This is a genomic window from Porphyromonas sp. oral taxon 275 (genome assembly GCF_018127745.1).
Lineage (GTDB): Bacteria > Bacteroidota > Bacteroidia > Bacteroidales > Porphyromonadaceae > Porphyromonas.
The window spans coordinates 153,929-176,465 of record NZ_CP072333.1 but is presented as its reverse complement, the minus strand read 5'-3'; the positions used below and the strand labels follow the sequence as shown (position 1 = coordinate 176,465).

General features: G+C 59.6%; 17 protein-coding genes. 14 read left to right on the top strand and 3 right to left on the bottom strand.

Translation table 11 applies throughout. The features are described 5' to 3' along the window. The first annotated feature begins 427 nt into the window (after positions 1-427). From J4862_RS00685 to J4862_RS00620, 14 genes are all read left to right on the top strand, one after another. Positions 428-1,657: an OmpA family protein gene (locus tag J4862_RS00685; RefSeq protein WP_249107428.1), complete on the top strand. Its 1,230-nt coding sequence runs from the start codon at positions 428-430 to the stop codon at positions 1,655-1,657. A 248-nt stretch (positions 1,658-1,905) separates the two neighbouring features. After that, on the top strand, positions 1,906-2,895 hold the full coding sequence (locus J4862_RS00680) for a glycosyltransferase family 2 protein (protein WP_211788833.1): 990 nt from the start codon (positions 1,906-1,908) through the stop codon (positions 2,893-2,895). 15 nt (positions 2,896-2,910) lie between these two features. Continuing rightward, positions 2,911-4,182: a hypothetical protein gene (locus tag J4862_RS00675; protein ID WP_211788832.1), complete on the top strand. Its 1,272-nt coding sequence runs from the start codon at positions 2,911-2,913 to the stop codon at positions 4,180-4,182. After that, complete coding sequence (locus tag J4862_RS00670; RefSeq protein WP_211788831.1) at positions 4,179-5,312, top strand: glycosyltransferase family 4 protein; 1,134 nt, start codon at positions 4,179-4,181, stop codon at positions 5,310-5,312. Before J4862_RS00675 ends, J4862_RS00670 begins: the two co-directional genes overlap by 4 nt. Positions 5,313-5,451: 139 nt before the next feature. Then, positions 5,452-6,552: a glycosyltransferase family 4 protein gene (locus tag J4862_RS00665; protein ID WP_249107427.1), complete on the top strand. Its 1,101-nt coding sequence runs from the start codon at positions 5,452-5,454 to the stop codon at positions 6,550-6,552. Positions 6,553-6,558: 6 nt separating this feature from the next. Further along, complete coding sequence (locus tag J4862_RS00660; RefSeq protein ID WP_211788829.1) at positions 6,559-7,671, top strand: glycosyltransferase family 1 protein; 1,113 nt, start codon at positions 6,559-6,561, stop codon at positions 7,669-7,671. A 97-nt stretch (positions 7,672-7,768) separates the two neighbouring features. After that, the gene (locus J4862_RS00655) at positions 7,769-8,836 is read left to right on the top strand and encodes an acyltransferase (RefSeq protein WP_211788828.1); all 1,068 of its coding nucleotides are present in this window, start codon (positions 7,769-7,771) and stop codon (positions 8,834-8,836) included. A 150-nt stretch (positions 8,837-8,986) separates the two neighbouring features. Next, a complete protein-coding gene (locus tag J4862_RS00650; protein WP_211788827.1) occupies positions 8,987-9,412 on the top strand; it encodes an energy transducer TonB in 426 nt (141 codons plus the stop codon). Between the two features lie 753 nt (positions 9,413-10,165). Further along, positions 10,166-11,521: a DUF6242 domain-containing protein gene (locus J4862_RS00645; protein ID WP_211788826.1), complete on the top strand. Its 1,356-nt coding sequence runs from the start codon at positions 10,166-10,168 to the stop codon at positions 11,519-11,521. A 24-nt stretch (positions 11,522-11,545) separates the two neighbouring features. After that, positions 11,546-12,229 (top strand): hypothetical protein, encoded by a 684-nt coding sequence (locus J4862_RS00640; RefSeq protein WP_211788825.1) that lies wholly within the window; start codon positions 11,546-11,548, stop codon positions 12,227-12,229. A gap of 70 nt (positions 12,230-12,299) precedes the next feature. Next, positions 12,300-13,058: an isoprenyl transferase gene (locus J4862_RS00635; protein ID WP_211788824.1), complete on the top strand. Its 759-nt coding sequence runs from the start codon at positions 12,300-12,302 to the stop codon at positions 13,056-13,058. Between the two features lie 36 nt (positions 13,059-13,094). Further along, positions 13,095-15,836, top strand: coding sequence for an outer membrane protein assembly factor (locus J4862_RS00630; protein WP_211788823.1), 2,742 nt, complete (start codon positions 13,095-13,097; stop codon positions 15,834-15,836). Between the two features lie 44 nt (positions 15,837-15,880). Next, entirely contained in the window at positions 15,881-16,390 is a 510-nt protein-coding gene (locus J4862_RS00625) for an OmpH family outer membrane protein (RefSeq protein ID WP_211788822.1), read from the top strand. Between the two features lie 52 nt (positions 16,391-16,442). Beyond that, positions 16,443-17,009, top strand: coding sequence for an OmpH family outer membrane protein (locus J4862_RS00620; protein ID WP_211788821.1), 567 nt, complete (start codon positions 16,443-16,445; stop codon positions 17,007-17,009). A 318-nt stretch (positions 17,010-17,327) separates the two neighbouring features. Here J4862_RS00620 and mnmG read toward each other — a convergent pair whose 3' ends face one another. From mnmG to J4862_RS00605, 3 genes are all read right to left on the bottom strand, one after another. Beyond that, positions 17,328-19,205, bottom strand: coding sequence for a tRNA uridine-5-carboxymethylaminomethyl(34) synthesis enzyme MnmG (gene mnmG, locus J4862_RS00615; RefSeq protein ID WP_211789516.1), 1,878 nt, complete (start codon positions 19,203-19,205; stop codon positions 17,328-17,330). After that, a complete protein-coding gene (gene ychF, locus J4862_RS00610; protein WP_211788820.1) occupies positions 19,202-20,305 on the bottom strand; it encodes a redox-regulated ATPase YchF in 1,104 nt (367 codons plus the stop codon). Before ychF ends, mnmG begins: the two co-directional genes overlap by 4 nt. Before the next feature lie 653 nt (positions 20,306-20,958). After that, positions 20,959-22,464 carry a Do family serine endopeptidase gene (locus tag J4862_RS00605; protein WP_211788819.1) on the bottom strand — a complete coding sequence of 502 codons (1,506 nt, stop codon included), beginning with the start codon at positions 22,462-22,464 and terminating at the stop codon, positions 20,959-20,961. Positions 22,465-22,537: the final 73 nt, after the last annotated feature.

Genomic DNA, 22,537 nt, shown 5'->3' with positions numbered 1-22,537 from the left:
AGGACACCAGTCACGAGCTTGAGGGACGGCAGTCAGCTGGCTGAGGGATACCCCTCGCAGCACCCGGAGCTAAGTATCGCCTCGCGCTGTCCCTTTGTCACCTGGGTTCACGTGAGCCCTCGAGTCTCGGCAGCGCACCTGCCAGGCTAGCTTTTAGACTTAGAGCTTAAGGCTGATTTCTCCTGCCAGCAAGTCACCTCATAGATTCTATCTATCGCTAGGAACACACGCCTCTAGGCCAGAGAGTGTATAAATTTGAGAAAAGTATTATCTTTGTGACAGCATAAGTAACTCCACATTAGGAGCTCTCTTTGTGCAGGATATTATCTTTTCATAGAAATTACTAATTACACAACGTATGGTAAGAAGTACTTTAACTGCGGCAGTACTTTGCCTCCTTTCCGCCCAGGCTGTATCGGCACAGGAAATGGCATCGGACTCCGTCTACACGGTAGAAACTAAGACCACTGATCGTCACCTCGTCCAGACGAATAGATTTGGCTCGAACTGGTTCCTCGGAGCTGGCGTCGGAGCACAGATTTATTTTGGGGACCACGACAAGCAGATGCGCTTCGGTGATCGCCTGACACCTAACTTCGAAGTAAACTTCGGTAAGTGGTTCACGCCAGGCATCGGGATTCGCCTCGGGGCAAACGGCTACAAGATCAAGGGCGTAGCAGGCTGGGACAACCATTCGCTCGCCAATCCTAGCGCTAACTACGGGAACTACGGTGGCTTCATCAAGGAGCCCCTCAAGGTATACCCTCATGCCAACGTAGGCTATCCTCTCTATGAGACGGAGATGGAGTACATCCACGCGCATGCTGACGTCATGCTCAACCTGTCGCAGCTGATCTGCGGCTATCGCGAGGACCGCTTCTACTCCTTCATCCCCTACGCTAGCGTCGGCTATGCTGGGAGCCTCAACAAGTCGAGCGTCACGGGACGCCGCTCCAACGAGCTCGTTGGTGGCGGGGGTATCCTGAACCGCTTCCGTCTGAGCAGCGCATGGGACCTCAATCTGGATATCCGTGCTACCTATACGGGTGAGCACTTCGACCAGGAAGATGCATCTATCGACCCCCAGAAGAATCGTCCTGCAGTCATCGCCGGGAAGCAGGCTGAAGGCCTCCTGACGGCTACGCTCGGTCTGAGCTACAACTTCCCCCGTCGCGGCTGGGATCGTAGCACGGTGACGACCATCCGTGTCAATGAGAACGTCCTCCAGGGCCTGCGTAACCGCATCGGCAACCTCGAGAACGAAAACAAGGAGCTGACGCGCCAGCTGGAAGAGGCCCTCAACCGCAAGGTCACGGCCGAGAACGTGGCTGCTATGCCGCTGCTGATCACCTTCACCATCAACCGCTACACTCTGACGCACAAGGATCGTGTGAACCTCGGCTTCCTGGCTGACGTCCTGAAGGCTAACCCCAAGATGGTCTACTCGATCACGGGCTATGCTGACAGAGGCACGGGTCGCGCCAAGCGCAATCAGTTCCTCGCTGAGAAGCGTGCCCAGGTCGTCTACGACTGCCTCGTCAATGAATTCGGCGTACCTGCGGCTCAGCTCAAGCGTGAGTCTCTGGGTGGCGTAGGGAATATGTACTACAACGATCCTCGTTGCAGCCGCTCGGTACTGACGAAGATCGCTGAATAAGGCTGATCGGGCAGGCTATGCTCGGCACCTCTAGCTAGATCGACCAGAGCCACCTTCCCGATATTGTCATAGAGACCTCCCTCTCGCCTCGGATATACACCCTATATCTCAGGCCTGAGGGAGGTCTTCCCTTTTTCTAACGAATTACTTAGGACGAGGCTAAGCTAGCGCTCCCTCCCTCACACCGATCATTCGCACCGCAAAGGATAAAGGCCCCTTCCCCTCTACTCCCTCTGAAACAGACCAGTATGCCCTCTCCCTTACTCTCGGTCATCATCCCGCTCTACCGAGCTGAGAGCACCCTCTCGGCATGTATCGAGCAGCTCCTAGCGCAGACGCGCAGCCAGGCCCAGCTCGTCTTCGTCGACGACTGCAGCCCCGACGGCTGCTGGACGCTGCTTAATGAGGCACGGCCACAGCTCGAGGCCCGTGGCTACACCGTCACGCTACTACGCCATGAGGTGAACGGCGGGGTTGCCGTAGCACGCAACACGGGGATCGATGCCGCCCGCGGGGAGTATATCTATGCTCTGGATGCCGACGACCTATTCGTCCCCCAGACGCTGGAGCTCATCGAGCAGCGCATTGAGCAGACAGGAGCAGACCTCATCGGTTGCAACTGGATCCTTCAGCAGGGAGAGAGCAAGCGCCCCATGTACCAGGCCGCCGTCACGACGGGGCAGGAGGCTTGGCAGGCGCTCTGCCATGGGAGCCTAAGGTGGAACCTATGGCTGTGGGCCTTCCGCCGCAGCTTGCTCCAAGAAAACGGAGGAGAGCTCCGCTTCATTCCCTCGATGAATATGGGTGAAGACCTAGGACTCATGGGGAAGCTCTTCCTCAAGGCCGGGCGTGTAGAGATGATCCCAGAGCACCTCTATGCCTATGTACGCAACGAAGGGCAGCAGACCAATCACTACAGCGAGCTCCACTGGCAGCAGCTGCGGGCCAATCTCCAGTCCCTCGAGGACTACATCCAGCAGCACCAGCTCCACGAGGCAGCCTCTGATCTAGCCTTCCTCAAGCTCCAGCTGAAGCTGCCGCTGCTGGTCAGCGGACGTCGTGATGACTACGATCGCTGGCAGCAGCTCTACCCAGAGGCCAACAAGGCCATAGCTCACGTAGGCGGCGGGATCCACACCCGTATGCTTCAGCGCATGGCTGGGCTCGGTCAGTACTGGTATGTATGGCTCTACTACCGCGTCGTTCTCAAGGGACTTTACTCCCTCCTATACCGATAATCTATCACAGACACTATGTGGAAGGCACTTAGAGTATTTCTCATTGGCGTCGTTCTTACGGGCTCGTACTATTCCTTCGAACTCGCATTTGCCCCATCTATTCCTAACACCAAGATCCTCTTGGCTGGGATTGGCTTTTTGTGGTATATCTTCGACACCTTTAGGGCGAGGAAAGGGATTCCCTTCTCCCCTCTTCTCCTGGGGAGTACGCTCCTAGCATTGCTCTACTCTATAGTTAACCTTATTGCAGTAGACCTGAATAACACCAGTGACTATTCCTATGCCAGCTATCTGATCTCCTTTTTCACTTGGGTTTTCAGTGCCTACCCCGCAGTAGCATTAATACGAATGGAGCATGGACAAGTATCTGTGAGACTCCTTGTCCTATACCTTGCGGGAGCAACCCTCTTCCAATGCGTAAGTGCTATCCTCATTGACCAGAACCCCTCCATCGACGAATTCGTCAGCTCGATCGTCGCCTGGGATGCCAAGCTCACACAGGAGTCCGACCGCCTCAACGGCTTCAGTACGGCTCTTGACCCTGCGGGCGCTCGCTTTGCTCTAGTCTTAATTATGATGATGGCGGCAATGGCCGTCGACAAGGAGATCAAGGAACGGCCCAAAGAGCTCTATTTCCTCATAGCCTCATTCTTCCTAATCACAGCTCTAGGAAGTATGATATCTCGAACGACATCTACTGGGACAGCCATTAGTCTACTCCTATTAGTCTTATATAGCATGCGAAGTGGTCACGGATCCAGCACACAAGGCATGAGTCGTATTATGGGAATCTTTGTAGCCTTCGCGGTCATTGGATTCGGCCTAGGGACCTACCTCTATAATACCGATCCTTATTACCACGAGATCTTCCGCTTTGCCTTCGAAGGCTTCTTCAACCTGGCTGAGAAGGGAGAATTCTCCACCTCATCATCAGACATTCTTCAGACGATGTGGGTATGGCCTAAGGATAACTTTGGCTGGATAATAGGTACAGGCCTCTACGAGAACTGGGTCTACGGGTCCGACATTGGATACTGCCGTTTGATCCTGTACTCAGGAGTGGTAGGTTTCTCCATATTTGCCCTCATGTTCGTCTTTCTTGCCTATGGGTTTATGGAGAAGTACCCTGAGTATCGTTTGATGTTCCTTGCCTTCGGAGCGATGACCTTCATCATCTGGATCAAGGTCTCTACGGATATCCTCATGATCTATTCTTTCTTCCTATGGCTCACACCCGAGGAGGAAGACTACATTCACTCTCATAGCATTGCTCCCTCTGTCGCATGAAGATCGTCTATTGTATCCCCGCCACGTGCAACTCAGGAGGAATGGAGCGTGTCCTAGCACGCAAGGCCAATTACCTAGCGAAGCTGGGGCATGAGCTCATTTTCATCACGACCGACCAGCGTGGACGCCCGCCTTTCTTTGAGCTCCACCCGAGTATCGTCTCCTATGACCTAGGGATTGACTACGATGCCAACAACGGATCGGGACTGCTGAGCAAGCTGACCCAGTACCCACGCAAGCACCGCCTGCATCGCCAGCGCCTCACGGAGCTGCTACTGAAGCTCAAGGCGGACATCGTCATCTCCATGTTTGGCGACGACGCCTCCTTCCTCCCCTCGATCAAGGATGGGAGCCATAAGGTTCTCGAGTACCACTTCGCCAAGTACAAGCGTCTGCAGTATGGACGCCGCGGGCTGTGGCGGCTCATTGACCAGCTGCGCACGAAGTGGGATGAGCGCACCGTACGCCCCTTCGACAGCTTCGTCGTGCTCACCGAAGAGGATGCCGCCGCATGGGGTGCGCTGCCTAACCTTAGGGTCATTCCCAACCCCCTACCTTTCTATTCGGATAGTCCCTCAGACTGCAGTGCCCATCAATTGCTGGCGATGGGGCGCTGCGACGATCAGAAGCACTTTGATCTCTTGATCGACCTCTGGGCGCAGCTAGCGCCCGAGTACCCCGACTGGCACCTCGTAATCGCAGGCGATGGCAAGCTACGCCCTGAGCTCACCGCCCAAGTCGAGCACCTTGGCCTCAAGAGCGTCGAGCTCATGCGCCCTACCCATCAGGTGCAGGAGCTGTATCGCGCCTCTTCTATCTACGTGATGACCTCACGCTACGAGGGGCTCCCCATGGTATTGATCGAAGCCCAGCAGATGGGCCTACCCATCGTATCCTTTGCCTGCCCCTGTGGTCCGCGTGATGTGATCACCGATGGTGTCGACGGCTACCTCCTGGAGGTCGGCGACCACGCAGGCTTCATCCAAGCATTACGTCGCCTCATAGATAGCGAAGCCGAGCGCCAGCGTATGGGCGCCGCGGCACGCATCGCCTCCGAGCGCTACGATCTAGAGCACATTATGAAGAGCTGGCTAACCCTTTTCAATGAATTAGTCACGGCCAAGTCATAGAATCTACACTTCAGCCTTCACTCAGGTTCATCAGCATAATTACATCCTAAATACTCGGGAGGGATTTCTGCCTCCCCACCACTTTGCTCCGCATATGAAGATCGTCTATTGTATTCAAGGCACGCACAACTCGGGAGGTATGGAACGCGTACTCTCTCGCAAAGTTAACTACCTGGCTCAGGCTGGTCATGAGGTATCCATCATCACCTTCAATCAGCAGGGACGCAAACCGTTCTTTGAGCTCCACCCGAGCGTCACCTGCTATGACCTCGCAATTCCCTACGAGCAATATCAAAAAGGGGGGATCCTCAATAGGCTCGCATTATATGTCCGCCTACCCCAGCTGCACCGCCTACACCGTAAGCGTCTTGAGCAATTACTACTCAAGCTCAAAGCCGACATCGTCGTATCGATGTTCAATGAGGAAGCATCCTTCCTCCCCTCCATACAAGACGGGAGCCATAAGATCCTAGAGTTCCATTTCTCCAAGCACAATGGCCTTAAGGACCTTCGTCGCGGCATATGGAGGCTCATTGATGAGCTGCGGGCAAAAAAGGATGAGCGTATCGTTCGACCTTTTGATCGTTTTGTCGTACTCACTGAGGAGGACGCTACTTTATGGGGCGCACTACCCAATCTTAGGGTCATCCCCAACCCCCTACCCTTCTATTCAGATAGCCCCTCAGATTGCAGTGCCCATCAATTGCTCGCGATGGGACGCTACGATGAGCAAAAGCACTTCGACCTCTTGATTGACCTGTGGGCGCAGCTAGCGCCCGAGTACCCTGACTGGCGCCTCGTAATCGCAGGGGATGGCAAGCTACGCCCTGAGCTCACCGCTCAAGTCGAGCGCCTTGGCCTTAAGAGCGTCGAGCTCATGCGCCCCACGCATCAGGTGCAGGAGCTATATCGTGCCTCCTCTATCTACACGATGACCTCACGCTACGAGGGGCTCCCCATGGTACTGATCGAGGCCCAGCAGATGGGCCTACCCATTGTTTCCTTTGCCTGCCCCTGTGGCCCACGTGATGTGATCACCGATGGTGTCGACGGCTACCTCCTGGAGGTCGGCGACCACGCAGGCTTCATCCAAGCACTACGTCGCCTCATGGATAGCGAAGCCGAGCGCCAGCGTATGGGCGCCGCAGCACGCATCGCCTCCGAGCGCTACGACCTAGAGCACATTATGAAGAGCTGGTTAGCACTCTTCGACGAGCTCGTCCATTCCAAGCAATCCTAACAAATCATGAGTCGCATCGTCATCTCTGCCATCAGCCTACGCAAGGGCGGTACCCTCACCATCCTGCGTCAGTGCCTCGAGTACCTCTCCCAGCGCAGTGCTCAGACCGGAGACGAGATCATAGCCCTCGTACACCGCCGAGACCTTTGTGATTATCCCAACATCCGCTACATCGAGCTCCCCGAAGCCATTTCTAGCTGGGGAAGCCGCCTCAGCTACGAGTACCGCAAGCTACTGCCGATCTCTGAGGAACTCGCACCCGTAGACCTGTGGCTGTCGATGCACGACACTACCCCACGCATCAAGGCACGCCGCCAGGCCGTCTACTGCCAGACCTCCTTCCCCTTCATGCGCTGGCGCTTCAGAGACTTCCGCTACGACCCCAAGATTCCCCTCTTCGCCCTCTTCACGCGCCTGGTGTACCGCTATCGCGTGCATCACAATCGCTACCTCATCGTACAGCAGGAGTGGCTACGCGAGGGACTGAGCAAGCTCCTCGGCGTGGCTCCAGAGCGCTTCATCGTAGCGCCACCCGCCGCCCCTGTACTGGAGCTACAGGATCGAGTGACGCACGACGAAGCGACGCCCTACACCTTCCTCTACGCGGCGACGCCCGATGCGCACAAGAACTTTGAGACCCTCTGCCACGCCTCGGCGCTTCTGGAGAAGCACGTCGGGAAGAGACGCTTCCGCACCGTGCTGACCATCTCAGGCAAGGAGAATAAGTACGCCGAGAGCCTCTACGAGCGCTGGGGGAGCTGCGAGAGCATCGTCTTCCGTGGCTTCCTCTCCCGCGAGGAGCTACGCCAGCAGTATGCCGACACGGACTGCATGGTCTTCCCCTCACGTATCGAGACCTGGGGGCTACCCCTCTCCGAATTTAAGGGCTACGAGCGTCCCATGCTGGTCAGCGACCTGCCCTTTGCCCACGAGACGACCTCGGGGGCTAAGGCTGTGGCCTTCTTCCCGCCGGAGAATGCCACACGTCTCTCGCAGCTGATGCAGGAGATGCTCGAGGGGGATACCCGCGAGCTCCACCCCGTCCCCGTTCGCAGTAAGGGCGAGCCGACAGCGGCCTCTTGGGCTGAGCTCTTCGACCTGCTACTCGCCGGGCTTTAGCCTCTACTCTCCTTACAACTAATACTCCACCATCAGACGCGAGCGCTGGGGCATACGCTAGCCTCCAGCGCTCGCGTCTTTATATGCCTATTATTATATGCAGCACCGCCTGCTCCACCTAGACGCTATCAAGGGCCTTGCCATCCTACTGGTCATCATGGGGCACATTCATATCTTTGCCGCTCGGGCGGAGCACCCCATGTATAGCTACTTCATGGCCTTCATCAAGGCCGTGCACATGCCCCTCTTCTTCCTCATCGCAGGTTACTTCTCGCAGCGTCCCGTCAGCACGCTACCTCAGCTGGGGCGATATCTCAAGGATAAGACCATTCGCCTCATCACCCCTGCCCTCCTATTCCTCGGCCTCTTGACACTATGGAATAGAGGCACCATAGACCTGAGCCCGAAGGAGCTCTTGGAGGCGCACTATTGGTTCACCCCCGCCCTCTTCATCTACTTCCTCGTCTTTCTCCTACAGCGCTGGGGGATTGATCAGATCGTAGAGCGTCTAGGCGCTAAGGCAAGCAAGGCGCTAGAGCTAGGCCTACACGGAGCGGCGACGATCGCACTCTGCTACACACTCACGAAGCTACCGCTCTATCGCTCCAGCTTATGCTCCCTAGACCTAGAGCGCCTTCGGGTGACGATGGCCTGCCTCTATCCCTACGTGGTCATCGGCTTTCTCATCGGGCGGCTCGAGCTGCTGCCCCGCCTGCGTAGCCATAGCGCGGGGCTCGTTTCCTTTGCCCTCCTCGTGGTCAGCATCGGCCTCCTGCGCTACTACAGCTACGATACGCCCTACCTATCCTACGGGCTGTGGCACAACGATCGCCTGATGGCCCTCTCCTTCTTCGCCTTCCTCGTCTATACCTTCGGCCTCATGACGGAGGGCAGCAGCAAGGTCGGCAAGGCCTTCGTCTTCCTCGGGAACTGGTCGCTGCCGATCTACCTCGTGCACTACTTCTTCATCCCCATCCTGCCGCCGCTGGACACGCTGCTCCCTGCCCTGGAGCCCTCGGCACGCCTGCCGCTGGAGCTGCTCCTCTACTTCGCTGGGGCCCTCGTGACGCTGCTCCCGACGCTCGCCGTCATCTACTGCCTCAAGTTCAATCCCTACCTAGACTTCTTGCTCTTCGGGGAGAAGGATAGACTCAAGAAGGGCTAGACGAAGGCCTCCCGCCTCGAAAAAGAAACATAGAGTCCGCCTAAGCGCAGCCTCGGGGACATCATAACGAAATAAATACTACTTTTGTGACAGGATGCTACACGCATCCTGTCGCTTTCGTTATTAACCCTTTAATGCTACACTAACTCTATGAAGAAAGCTCTTTTCCTAGGCCTGGGCCTCTGCCTCCTGGCACTCCCTGGCCTCAGCCCTGACGCACAGGGTCAGCAGCCATCCAGCCACCTACAGCAGGAAGACCAAAAGATCTACGAGGTCGTCGACACCGAGCCCGGCTTCCCTGGAGGTATGAGCGCCATGATGAAGTACCTCGCGGAGAACATTCGCTACCCCGAGGCAGCCGTCAAGGCAGGTAAGCAGGGACGCGTCATGGTCAGCTTCGTCGTCGAGGCCGACGGATCGATCTCGCACGCTAAGGTCGCCAGAGGTATCTCTGCCGAACTCAACAAGGAGGCTCTACGCGTAGTCCGTGCCATGCCCAAGTGGGAACCTGGACGCCATCAGGGTAAGGTCGTCCGCACGCGTTACGTGCTTCCCGTCGTCTACCGTCTCAAGTAAGCCAAGCCCCTGAGGCCCTCCCTACGAGAGCGCCCAGCAGAGTGCATCGACTCTGCTGGGCGCTCTTCGTTTGGGGGTGGAGCTGGGATAGAGGCAAGGCGCAGCACCCAGCCTCAGGAGCCCGAGCCTCTAGTCGGACGGAGCTCCATTATAATAAGGAGGGAAGCCGCAGAAATAGGGAGAGGGGAGAAAGTAATATAATAATGCGAGGAAAGTAATATAATAATCAGCCAAAAGTTATATTATATCACACCAGAAGTTATATTACTTTTTCCAAGAACTTATATAATAAAGTTCCGTCCCCCTTAGGTCGGAACTTCCTCCGCCTTGGCTGTGCCCTCCACGAGACTAGGACGGGACGTGCGCGCGTTCCTTTTATGGGCTCGCCTTTGCCTGGCTCTCGGGCGGCCTCCCCTGGGCTTGAGCGTCGTCCACTCTGCCCACTCCCGAGAGCGACACCAACCGAGTAGGGCTGCTCCTACGCGCTGATCGTGTCCCCCGGCAAAGGCGACGACTCCCCGTGGGCTGTGCCCAAGCAAGCCCAGCCACGAGGCGCCCCTTGCCCAGACGTCTAAGGAGCCAGCCCCAGCGACAGGCGCCCAGCACGTCCCAGGTACTGCCGCGTGGGGAATTCTTTATACCTTTGTGGCTTAGTGGATAGAGCATGGGAAGAGGCTCCAGCTGGGCTCGACACGAGCTTCCCATCCTAAGCCCGTACACCAAGAGTAGATCATCAACAGATAGAATAGCCGCATGAGACGTATCGCATCCCTCCTCCTACCAGCCCTGGCAGCAGGCACACTCCTGCTATCCAGCGCCTGCAACAGCAAGAAGACGGAGCTGCAAGACATACACCTCGGGAGTAACCAGCTGAGCGCCTTCTCCATCTCCTCCTCCGAGAAGACGGTAGCCAGCGCCCTCGAGAGGGTACAGTTCTCTATACGCAACAGCACCGAGGGGCAGATCACCAACCCCGAGCCGCTGCCCTATGGCCAGGCCCTAGACAAGGTACGCCTGCGCATCACCGCAGCAGCTGCGGCTGCACAGGTCGAGGTCGCCCTCGGTACGGGCAACTTCGAGTCCTGGACCGCTACCAAGACCTACGACCTCTCCTCGACCAAGGACCTACGCATTCGCGTGAGTACCCCTGTGGCGGGGACGAACCAGCGTGAGCAGTACGTCTACCGTGTGCACCTCGCTAGCTACGTCAACGACCCGCAGACCTTCCAGTGGAGCGAGGTCAGCGCGAGCCAGCTCCCCACACTCGAGGGGGGCGCTCTAGGCCTCCTAGAGCAGGCTAAGGGTGCAGCCCTCCTCTGGAGAAGCGCCAACGCAAATCAGCTAACGAGCTACGCCAGCACGCCCACCAGCTGGAGCAGTGAGCCCCTCAGCGGCATCCCCAGCACAGAGCGCGTCACCTCCATCGCCAGCCTCGGCTCGGTACGCTACATCACGACCAGCGCAGCCAAGCTCTACCGCGAGCAGTCGGGCAGCTGGATCGAGGTCTCTGGCACGGGTATCACGCGCCTCATCGGCCCGCTGACGAGCACGCAGGGCGAGCCACGCCTAGCCGTCATCAAGACCGAGGGCGGCAGCCAGCAGTTCGGTCTCTACGATGGCAGCCAGGTGGAGAGCCGCAGCTACAGCGTCCCGAGCGACTTCCCCGCGGCAGGCAGCTACAGCTATAGCTCCAACGACAAGCTCGTGGGACGTACGACACTCTACCTCTTCGGCAGCCAGGAGCTCGCGGGCAAGCACTACCCTACGCGCTGGTGGACGACCAACGGCGTCCAGTGGGCCCAGGATAGAGACAGCCTCTCCTACGGCGCTCGCCCGCTCTACGAGACGGTGACCCACCTCGCCTCCACGAGCGAGAGCTTCCGCTTCGTCGCTACCGCCACGGGGCTGGAGATGTACTTCTCCCGCGACGGTGGCCAGAGCTGGGAGCGGGGACGCGACATTGCCCTCACGGGGCTGACGCCGAGCGACTTCGCCTCCAAGCGTATCCTCGCCCTCAAGGGGGCTGATGCGACCCACATCTACCTCCTGATGGGAGGCGCCCAGCCCCGACTCTTCGAGGGGCTCATCCGCCGCAGCGAGCACAACTAGCCCTGAGGGCAGCCAGCCTCGAGGATGATTCGCCGCCTAGCGCTCCTCTTACTGTGCGGCCTCTCCGCCCTTGAGCTCAGCGCCGAGGAGCGGCCCTACGAGCTCGGACTCGCGCTCCACTCGAGCTACTACCTAGGCGAGCTGGACCCACGAGGCCTACTTGGGCGACACCGCCCAGGGCTTAGCCTCAGCATGAGCTACCAGCCGCAGCTACACTGGAGCTGGACGGGGGAGCTCGGGCTGCGACAGATCAGCGCACGTAGGGTCGATGAGGCGCTGGCACGGCTGGGAGCCCAGGAGGACTTCAGCCGCCGCCTAGTGGAGCTTCGCCTCGGCGGACGCTACCACTTCCTCCCCCTCAGTAGGGAGCAGTCCTACCTTAGGACACGCCCCTGGAGCCCCTACCTCGGTCTAGGCCTTGGCTTAGCCCTAGGCGGACGCTCCTCCACCAGCCGCGAGCTCCTGCTGCCCAGCCTCTACCTAGGGCTCGGAGTCAAGGCGCTCCTCAGCGATCGCCTGAGCCTCACGCTCGACTGGTCGGTGCACCGCTGCCTCTCCAGCCGCCTGGAGGATACAGGCCCTGCTTGGGCCGATTACCCACGAGGCGCAGGCGGCCCACACGGGATCAAGGCCCAGGACAGCTACGGCGCCTGGAGCATAGCCCTAGCCTGGCGCCTCGGGAAGGCGCCCTGCACGGGCTGTAACTAAAGATATAAGTATATTTGTAGGAGGTATTCCTACGTTAGGTAACATATAAGCAAGCAAAGACGCGCAGACGATGGCGACACAGACCCAAGACGAAGTGCTCTCGGCCTCACACATACCGAGCCACGTAGCTATCATCATGGATGGCAACGGACGCTGGGCCAAGCAGCGTGGCCTCCCTCGTACTGAGGGACATATACGCGGGCAGGATGCACTACGGACTACCCTCCGTGCAGCCGCCAGGCGCGGGATCAAGTACCTGACGGTATATACCTTCAGCACAGAGAACTGGTCTCGCCCTCAGGAGGAAGTGGATGCCCTGATGAGCATCCTCGTCTCGGCCATCCACGCCGAGACCCCCCAGCTCATCGCCGAGGGCGTACGCATGCGCGCCATAGGCGACCTCTCCCGCCTGCCACAGCAGGCTCAGGACTCCCTGGCCGAGAGCATCGAGCTGACCAAGGACGGGGCACAGATCACCCTCATCCTAGCGCTCAGCTACTCCTCGCGTGACGAGATCCGCCGCGCCTCCCAGCGCCTCGCCTGTGAGGCTGCCGCTGGTCGCCTCCGTCCCGAGGAGATCACCGAGGAGCTCATCAGCAGCTACCTCGACACCGCTGAGTACCCCGACCCCGACCTGGTGATCCGGACGGGCGGCGAGGAGCGCATCAGCAACTACCTGCTCTGGCAGTCCGCCTACTCCGAGCTCTACTTCTCTGAGACCTACTGGCCGGACTTCGGGCAGGAGGCACTCGACGAGGCCCTCGCAGCCTATGCGAGCCGCGAACGCCGCTTCGGCAAGACAAGCGAACAAATACAACTCGAGGACTAGCCTAGGGGCTAGCCCGACCGACGATAATACGACTCTATGCACAAGAGACTCCCTGCACTCCTCCTAGGCTGTCTACTCACGGCTGGTGCGGCGACCGCTGCACCGCGTGCCCCTCGCACCCTCGTAGTCAGCGCTCCACAGGCTGTTGCAGACTCCGTCCTCGCCCCACGTATCTCCTACGAGCACCCCGTGACCAAGACCATCGCAGAGGTCAAGATCACGGGCTCGACCAGCTATGACGACTTCGTCCTGGCGAACCTCTCGGGGCTCAACGTCGGGGACGAGATCCAGATCCCTGGCGCTGCCCTGACCTCGGCGGTCAACCGCTACCTCCAGGCGGGCTACTTCTCCAATGCACGCATCCTCGTGACGAAGTACGTCGGCGACAAGGTCTACCTGGAGATCCAGCTGACCGAGCGCCCTCGCATCAACGAGGTCAACTTCACGGGCATCTCCAAGAGCGACCGTGAGGAGCTGGAGAAGCGCACCGGCCTACGCAAGGGCGTACAGGTCTCCCCCAACGTGCTCAACCGCACCCGCCAGCTCGTCAAGAAGTACTACGACGAGAAGGGCTACCGCGACATGCGCCTGGACATAGAGCAGACCGATACCCAGGGACAGCCTGGCTACGTAGACCTGACGATCGACATCGACCGTAGTGGCAAGACCAAGGTGCGCAACATCTACTTCGATGGCAACCTAGCGCTGACGCCCCACCAGCTGCGTATGGCCCTGAGCAAGACCAATGAGGGCTTCTCTCTAAGCGGAGGGCGCGCACTGTCCTCCCTCCTGAAGATCTTCAGCCAGAAGAAGTTCGTCGACGCCGACTACAAGCAGGACCTACAGAACCTCATCAAGAAGTACCAGTCCTACGGCTACCGCGACGCCGAGCTCCTCTCCGATAGCATCGTCCCCGTCCCAGGCGAGCGCAAGGTGGACATCTACCTGCGTCTCAGCGAAGGGCAGAAGTACTACATCAAGGATGTACGCTTCGTCGGGAACACTAAGTACCCCAGCCAGGTGCTGGAGCAGGTCCTCGGCATCCGCCCAGGCGACGTCTACGACCAGAAGCGCCTAGAGAGCCGCCTCTCCACCGATGAGGACGCTGTGAGCAACCTCTACTATAATAATGGCTACATCTTCGCAGGCGTAGACCCCGTCGAGACCAACATCGAGGGCGACTCCGTATCGCTTGACATCCGCATCTCCGAGGGACCTCAGGCCACCATCGACAAGGTGAAGATCCGTGGTAATGATATCGTCTACGAGGACGTCGTACGCCGCGAGCTCTACACCAAGCCCGGTATGCTCTTCAGCCGCGAGGACCTGATGAACTCCTTCCGCATGCTCAATCAGCTCGGGCACTTCGACGCGGAGAAGTCCATCCCCAAGCCCGTACCCAATCCCCAGGCTGGGACGGTGGACATCGAGTACGACCTGACACCCAAGAGCAATGACCAGCTGAACCTCTCCATCGGCTGGAGCCAAACGGGGATCATCGGCTCGGTGGGCTTCACCTTCACCAACTTCTCGATCGAGAACCTCTTCCGTCCGAGCATGTACCGAGGGATCATCCCGCAGGGCGATGGGCAGAAGCTCTCCATCACGGGGCAGACCAATGCGCGCTACTACAACCAGCTCAGCGTCTCCTTCAGTGACCCCTGGTTCGGCAAGAAGCGCCCCAACCTCCTCTCGGTAAGTGCCTTCTACTCCCGCACCACGGCCATCGACCAGCGCTACTACTCAGGGCAGCTGCAGAACTCCGGCTACGGCTATGGCTACAACAATCCCTACAACTACTACGGTGGGGGCTATGGCCGAGGCTACGGCTACGGTGGCTATGGCTATGGCAGCGACTATGGCTACGGCAATAGCTCGACGCTCTACGAGAACGCCTACGACTCCGACCGCAGCCTCAGCCTCATCGGCTTCTCGGTAGCTAATGGGCGCCGACTGAACTGGCCCGACAACTGGTTCCAGCTCACCGCCTCCCTCAACTACACCCACTACCGCCTCAACAACTGGTCGTACAACACCTTCGAGAACTTCCACCACGGCTCGGCCAACGACATCAACCTCGAGCTGCGCATCGACCGCAACTCCGTGGACAACCCCGTCTACACGCGCCGCGGATCCGAGTTCTCCCTCTCGGTGAGCCTCACGCCCCCCTACTCCCTCTTTGACAAGAAGGACTACTCCGACCCCAATCTGCCGTCGGCCGACCGCTACCGCTTCATCGAGTACCACAAGTGGAAGTACTCTGGCAAGCTCTTCATCCCGCTGATGAACCCCACGACCGTCAAGCGCACGCCCGTCCTGATGGCTCGTATGGAAGGGGGCATCATCAACAGCTACAACAAGTATAAGAGATCGCCCTTCGGGACGTTCTATATGGGTGGCGACATGATGTCGGGCTCGATGAGCTATATGAACGAGACCATCGGCCTACGCGGCTACAAGAACGGCTCGATCGCTGGGGCGAACTACGACTACGCCTACAGCTACATGAAGGCTGCCCTCGAGCTCCGCTACCCGCTGATCTTCGAGCAGAGCACCACCGTATGGGTGCTGGCCTTCGCCGAGGCGGGGAACGCCTGGCGCGACATCAGCCGCTACAATCCCTTTGACCTCAAGCGCTCGGCAGGCCTCGGCGTACGCGTCATGATGCCTATGATCGGCCTCCTCGGGCTCGACTGGGGCTATGGCTTCGACCGTCCAGCAGGCTACCAGGAGCGTGGCGGAAGCAATATCCACTTCGTCCTCGGGCGCGACCTCTAGGCCCCCTGGGATCATTACCTCACCACTAAGAACTCGTATCAGCAATGAAGAAGATGCTCTTCCTCCTCTGCCTGATGTGCATGGGAGTATTCAGCGCCGCAGCGCAGAAGCTCGCCCTCGTCGATATGGACTACATCCTCAAGAAGGATCCCGCCTACGAGCTGATGAACAAGCAGCTCGAGGAGCTATCCAAGCGCTGGCAGAGCGAGGTCTCCACTCTGGAGACCAAGGCACAGGCTGCCTACAAGAGCTACCAGACGGACATCGCCTTCCTCTCCGCCGAGCAGAAGAAAGCTCGCGAGGAGGCCATCGTCTCGGCTGAGAAGCAGGCCTACGAACTGAAGCGCCGCTACTTCGGTCCCGAGGGTGAGCTCGTCAAGCGCCGCGAGACGCAGATGAAGCCCATCCAGGACAAGGTATGGCAGGCGATGAAGACGCTGGCACGCACGCAGGGCTACCAACTCATCATCGACCGAACCAGCTCCAAGATCGTCTACGCAGACCCCAGCCTCGATATCAGCGACACGCTCGCCGCTCAGCTCGGCCTACGCTAGCCCACACCCCCTACTAAGATTCAACCACAAATAACGTAATAGACAAGCTACAATGAAGAAGTTTCTGATTTCTCTCCTCCTCATGCTCCCGCTCAGCTTCGCAGCACAGGCCCAGCAGAAGATCGGTGTCGTCAACACCGCTGCTGTCATGGAGGCTCTGCCTGATGTCAAGGCTGCTACGACCCGTGTACAGGAGCTCGCCAAGAGCTTCGACGCTGAGATCAAGCGCATGCAGGACGAGTTCAGAGCTAAGGCCGAAGCCTACCAGAAGGAAGAGGCTACCATGTCTGACCTGATCAAGAAGAAGCGCCAGCAGGAGCTCCAGGAGATGGATGCCCGCACGCAGAACAGCTACCAGACGATGCAGGAAGAGCTCCAGAAGGAGCAGGAGAAGCTCATGGCTCCCATCCGCACCAAGGTAACCAACGCCATCAACAAGGTATGCGAAGCTCAGGGCTGCGCCTACATCTTTGAGTCCAGCGTCCTGCTCGCCACGGGCAGCACCGCGCTCGACCTGACACAGGCCGTCAAGGACGCCCTCGGCATCAAGGCTGGTGCCGCTGCTGCTAAGCCCGCCCCTGCCGTGGCTGCGCCTGCCAAGCCCGCTGCCAAGAAGTAAGGTCACGAGCCCAGCCTACACGCTAGGCTAAGCTAAAAGGAGCGCCCCCCGAAGCCGTCGTGCTTCGGGGGGCGCTCCTTTTCTATTCTCTACTCCTCTCAGAGGAGGGGCCATGCTTGGTCTTACAGAGACCTCTGCTAGGTCGAGACCCTCTACCCTCCTCGCTGTCGGAGCCCCCAAGCTCCGCAGTGAAAGGGAGGGGCTTGGGATGGAAGGAGGAGTCGGCCTGCTGTGGAACGCTACCCTAAGAGCCCCTACACATAGTTTCTCTCGGGGCTGGACGCAGAGCGCTTGAGGGAGCGAGAGCGCAGCTCTCGCCTAGCGGCCAGCGAGCACCAGCAGCACGCTCACATCGTGGGGTGAGATACCGGGGATGCGCGAGGCCTGCCCTATGGTCGTCGGACGGATGCGCTCGAGCTTCTGCCGCGCCTCCGTGCTCAGCGCCTGGATGCTGCTATAGTCGAGCGTCTCGGGGATGAAGACGTGCTCCAGACGCTCCAGTTTCTCCGCCTGCTGGCGCTCCCGCTCGATATAGCCGCTGTACTTGATGAGGATCTCGGCGCACTCGATGAGCTCCTCCCGACGCGAAGGGATGCGTGCCAGCTGGCGCTCCAGCGCAGGGACCCACTGGGCCAGCTGTAGGATGCTGAGCTGCGGGCGTAGCACGAGGTCTATGAGTTTGCAGCCCTGCCGGAGCGTAGCCAGCCCCGCAGCCTCCAGCTGGGGATTGATCTTGTCGGGGCGGATGGAATAGCCCTCGATGAAGGCGATGAGCGCATCCCGCTCACGGATCTTTTCCTCCAGCAGGGCGACACGCTCGGGCGTAGCTAGTCCTAGCGCGGCAGCACGCGGCGTCAGACGCATATCGGCATCGTCTTGACGCAGCAGGATGCGGTACTCAGCGCGCGAGGTGAACATACGGTAGGGCTCATCCACGCCCTTGGTCACTAGGTCATCGATCAGGACGCCGATATAGGCCTCACTGCGGCTCAGGGTGAAGGGCGCTAGCTCGTGGACCTGCTGGTGCGCATTGATCCCCGCGATGAGCCCCTGCCCCGCAGCCTCCTCGTAGCCCGTGGTGCCATTGACCTGGCCTGCTAGGTAGAGGTGGCTGACGACCTTGCTCTCCAGCGTATGGTGCAGCTGCGTCGGGTCGAAGAAGTCATACTCGATGGCATAGCCAGGGCGGTAGAGCCGCACGTCGCGCAGCTCGGGGATCTGCCGCAGTGCCTCGAGCTGCACCTCGAGCGGAAGCGAACTGGAGAAGCCGTTGATGTAGTACTCGTTCGTGTCCTCTCCCTCGGGCTCGAGGAAGAGCTGATGCCTGTCCTTGTCGGCGAAGGTGACGATCTTCGTCTCTATGCTCGGGCAGTAGCGCGGGCCGATACTCTGGATCTGTCCATTGTAGAGCGGCGAGCGGTCGAGGGCCTCACGCAGCACGCGGTGGCAGGCCTCATTGGTAAAGAGCCCGTAGCAAGGGCGCTGCTTGAGCGAGGAGCGGGCGGGCGTGTCCATGAAGGAGAACTTATGATGGTCTAGCTCCCCCTCCTGGATGGTCAGCTCCTCCAGGTGCAGGCTGCGGGCGTCGATGCGTGGGGGCGTCCCCGTCTTCATACGATCGCTGCGTAGCCCCGCTGCGCGGAGCTGCTCGGTGATCCCGTAGCTCGCGGGCTCGGAGATGCGGCCGCCTGCTATCTGGAGCTCGCCGAAGTGCATGAGCCCCGAGAGGAAGGTCCCTGCGGTGAGGATGACCGCCTCGCTCTCGAAGTGCACCCCGAGCCCCGTGAAGACACCATGTACCCTACCCGCTCTAAGGTCGAGACTCGTGACCGTATCCTGCCAGATGTCCAGCAGCGGCTCACTATCGAGCTCCTGGCGCCAGGCCTCCATGAAGCGCATGCGGTCGCTCTGCGCACGCGGGCTCCACATGGCGGGGCCCTTACTGCGGTTGAGCGTGCGGAACTGAATGGCCGTACGGTCCGTCACCAGCCCCATGCGCCCGCCGAGGGCGTCGATCTCGCGCACGATCTGCCCCTTGGCGATGCCGCCGACAGCGGGGTTGCAGCTCATCTGCCCGATCTTGTTCATGTCGGGCGTGATGAGGAGCGTGTGCGACCCTAGGCGCGCTGCGGCAGCCGCGGCCTCACAGCCCGCATGCCCCGCACCAATGACGATGATGTCGTAGCGCTGCATCAGACATTGAAGCGGAAGTGCATGATGTCGCCATCCTGCACGACGTAGTCCTTGCCCTCGACGGCCATCTTACCCGCCTCCTTGACAGCAGCCTCGCTGCCGTAGTGGACGAAGTCCTCATACTTGATGACCTCGGCGCGGATGAAACCTTTCTCGAAGTCGGTATGGATAGCCGCTGCGGCACGGGGTGCCTTGCTGCCTTTGGTATAGGTCCAGGCACGCACCTCCTGCACCCCAGCGGTGAAGTAGGTCTCGAGGTCAAGCAGCTTGTAGGCCGCCTTGATCAGGCGCGCCACGCCCGACTCCTCCAGGCCGATCTCACCGAGGAAGAGCTGACGCTCCTCGTAGGTCTCCAGCTCGGCGATCTCGCTCTCGATCTTGGCCGCGACGACCAGCAGATCGGCGCCCTCGGCAGCTACGGCCTCGCGCACGCGCTCTACGTACTCGTTGCCCGAGACGGCGGAGCCCTCATCGACATTGCAGACGTAGAGGACGGGCTTACTCGTCAGCAGGTAGAGCTCACGGGCGACCTTCTGCTCATCCTTCGTCTCGAAGCTCACGGTGCGGGCGTTAAGGCCCTGCTCCAGCGCTTCCTTATAGCGCGAGAGCACCTCATAGGCGAGCTTAGCCGCCTTGTCGCCGCCCGTCTGCGCCTGCTTGTAGACCTTCTGCAGGCGTGCCTCGACAGTCTCGAGGTCCTTCAGCTGCAGCTCGGTATCGATGATGGACTTATCACGCAGGGGATCGACACTGCCGTCCACGTGGGTGATGTTGTCATCGTCGAAGCAGCGCAGCACGTGCAGGATGGCATCGGTCTCACGGATGTTGGCCAGGAACTTATTCCCCAGCCCCTCGCCCTTGCTGGCGCCCTTGACGAGGCCAGCGATGTCGACGATCTCGACTGTCGTGGGGACGATGCGCTGTGGCTGGACGATCTCGGCGAGCTTGTTGAGGCGCTCATCGGGGACGGTGATGACGCCCACGTTGGGCTCGATGGTGCAGAAGGGGAAGTTGGCGGACTGTGCCTTGGCGTTGGACAGGCAGTTGAAGAGGGTAGACTTACCGACGTTGGGCAAGCCGACGATACCACATTGTAGGGCCATATTGCTTTGTTCTTGTTATACGCTATCTACGCTTAGCCTTTCGGCCAAGCTCTATTATACAAAGATACGCAAAAGCCCGCTAGCCCCCTGTGCCCCAGTACGAGGCAGCCGCACCAGCGGCATATGGCGAGGCGAAGGGATAAGGCGGGCGAGGCGGAGGTATAAGGCGGGCGAAGTTGAGGGATAAGGAGGAGCGGGAAAAGTAATATAAGAATGTGCAGAAAGTTATATAAGAATTGACGAGAAGTTATATAACATTTCTCCGAAAGTGATATAAGAATTGGGCGAAAGTAATATAAGAAATCCGAGGCAGGGCTAAGGGCCAGTCCGATGAGGGCTAAGGGAGGCGCCGCTGAGCGGCAAGGAGGATGCTGGCGAAAGGTAAGGGAGACCAGGCGGAAGAGGCTAAGGAGAGCTAGGCTAGACCTAGGAGGGAAGGGGGACGGGAGGAGGCAGGGACCGGACGGACGGGAAAAGCAGCGCCCCGCGGCAAGATCGTAGAGAGCTTGCCGCGGGGCGCTATGGAGGTGCTTCCTAGAGGAGGTAGACGCGCTTCCTTGCTAGTGGTAGACGTGCTTAGCTGGAGAGCTGCGGGCGCTGACTACCGCGCGAAGCTAGGGAGCTAACGAAGGGCTTAGTGCCCTGAGGTGTGGCTATTCAACGACGTAGCTGACGATGTCGCCCGACTCGGGATAGAAGCCGCGTAGGACGACGCCACGCGTGCGGCGAGCCTGCCCCGAGGAGCCAAAGGCGCGGTTGAGGTCGGCGATGCTGCGCAGCGGGCTATCGTTGGCCGTGAGTAGGACGAAGCCTTCACGGACGCCAGCACGCTTGAGCGCACCTGCCGAGAGGCTCTCGACGACGAGGCCGTAGGAGAGGCCGTAGTTGCGCAGCTGAGCCGTCTCGAGCTGGCGGATCTTGGCCCCGAGGCGTGCATCGACGCTGGAGCTATTCTGCTTGAGGATGCTCGCGCCGCCCTCCTTGTTACGCAGCTTGACGGCGAAGGTCTTCTCTGCGCCCTTGCGGTTGACGGTGACCTTGATCGTATCCCCTGGACGGAAGCGGGAGACCTGCTCCTGCAGCTGCCCGAAGCCCGTGATCTTGTGCCCCTCGATGGCGACGATGACGTCGCCCTTCTCTATCCCTGCGGCCAGCGCGCCACTGATCTCGGCGAAGTCCGCGACGTAGAAGCCGGAGTTGACCTTGAGCCCTTCCTTCTTGATGAGCTCCTCGGTGATCTCGGAGCCTGCGACCCCAAGGACGCCGCGCTGCACGGTGCCGTAGTTCTTGATGTCGGAGACGACCTTGGCCGCGATGTTGATGGGTACAGCGAAGGAGTAGCCGGCATAGTTGCCCGTCTGGGAGTAGATCATCGTGTTGATCCCGACGAGTTCGCCTGCGGCATTGACGAGGGCGCCGCCGCTATTACCACTATTGACAGCCGCATCGGTCTGGATGAAGGCGCTGACCTCGAGCTGGTCGCCTGCAGCGGCCGTGGAGCGGCTCTTGGCGCTGACGATCCCCGCGGTGACGGTGCTGGTGAGGTTGAAGGGATTCCCCACGGCGAGCACCCATTCGCCGAGGCGGAGCTTGTCCGAGTCCCCAAAGGGGATGGTGGGTAGATCCTTACCCTCGATCTTGATCAGGGCGATGTCGCTACCTGGGTCACGGCCGATGAGCTTGGCCTTGAAGGTACGGTTATCGTTGAGCGTGACGGTGATCTCCTCGCTGCCAGCGACCACGTGGTTATTGGTCATGATGTAGCCATCCTGGCTGATGATGACGCCCGAGCCGAAGGCTATGCGGGCTTGGCGCGCCTGGCTACGGGGATCTCCGCCGAAGAAGAATTCGAAGGGATCGAGCATCTGACGCTGCTCCTGCTGCTGGGCCTGCTGTACCTTGATGTGCACGACGGCCTTGACCGAGGACTCAGCCGCGGGGACGAGGTCGGGAGCAGAGCCCACGGTGCGGGGCGTGAGGGCTGCATTCTGGAAGCCGTAGTTCGGGGCATCGCTACCCGTGTAGGTAGTGCCGTCTGCTAGGACGGACGAGGAGGGCTGCGCCTGACGCGCTAGGACATGTACTGTGGTGGCCGAGGCGACGACACTGAGCGCCGCGAGCCCCAGGACAAGCACACTATTCTTGAGGATCTTCTTCATACCTGCTGATACTGGATGTTAGGTATAAGACATATTGATTACTTGGCTAGCGGGCTTGAGAAGCGCCGCATGT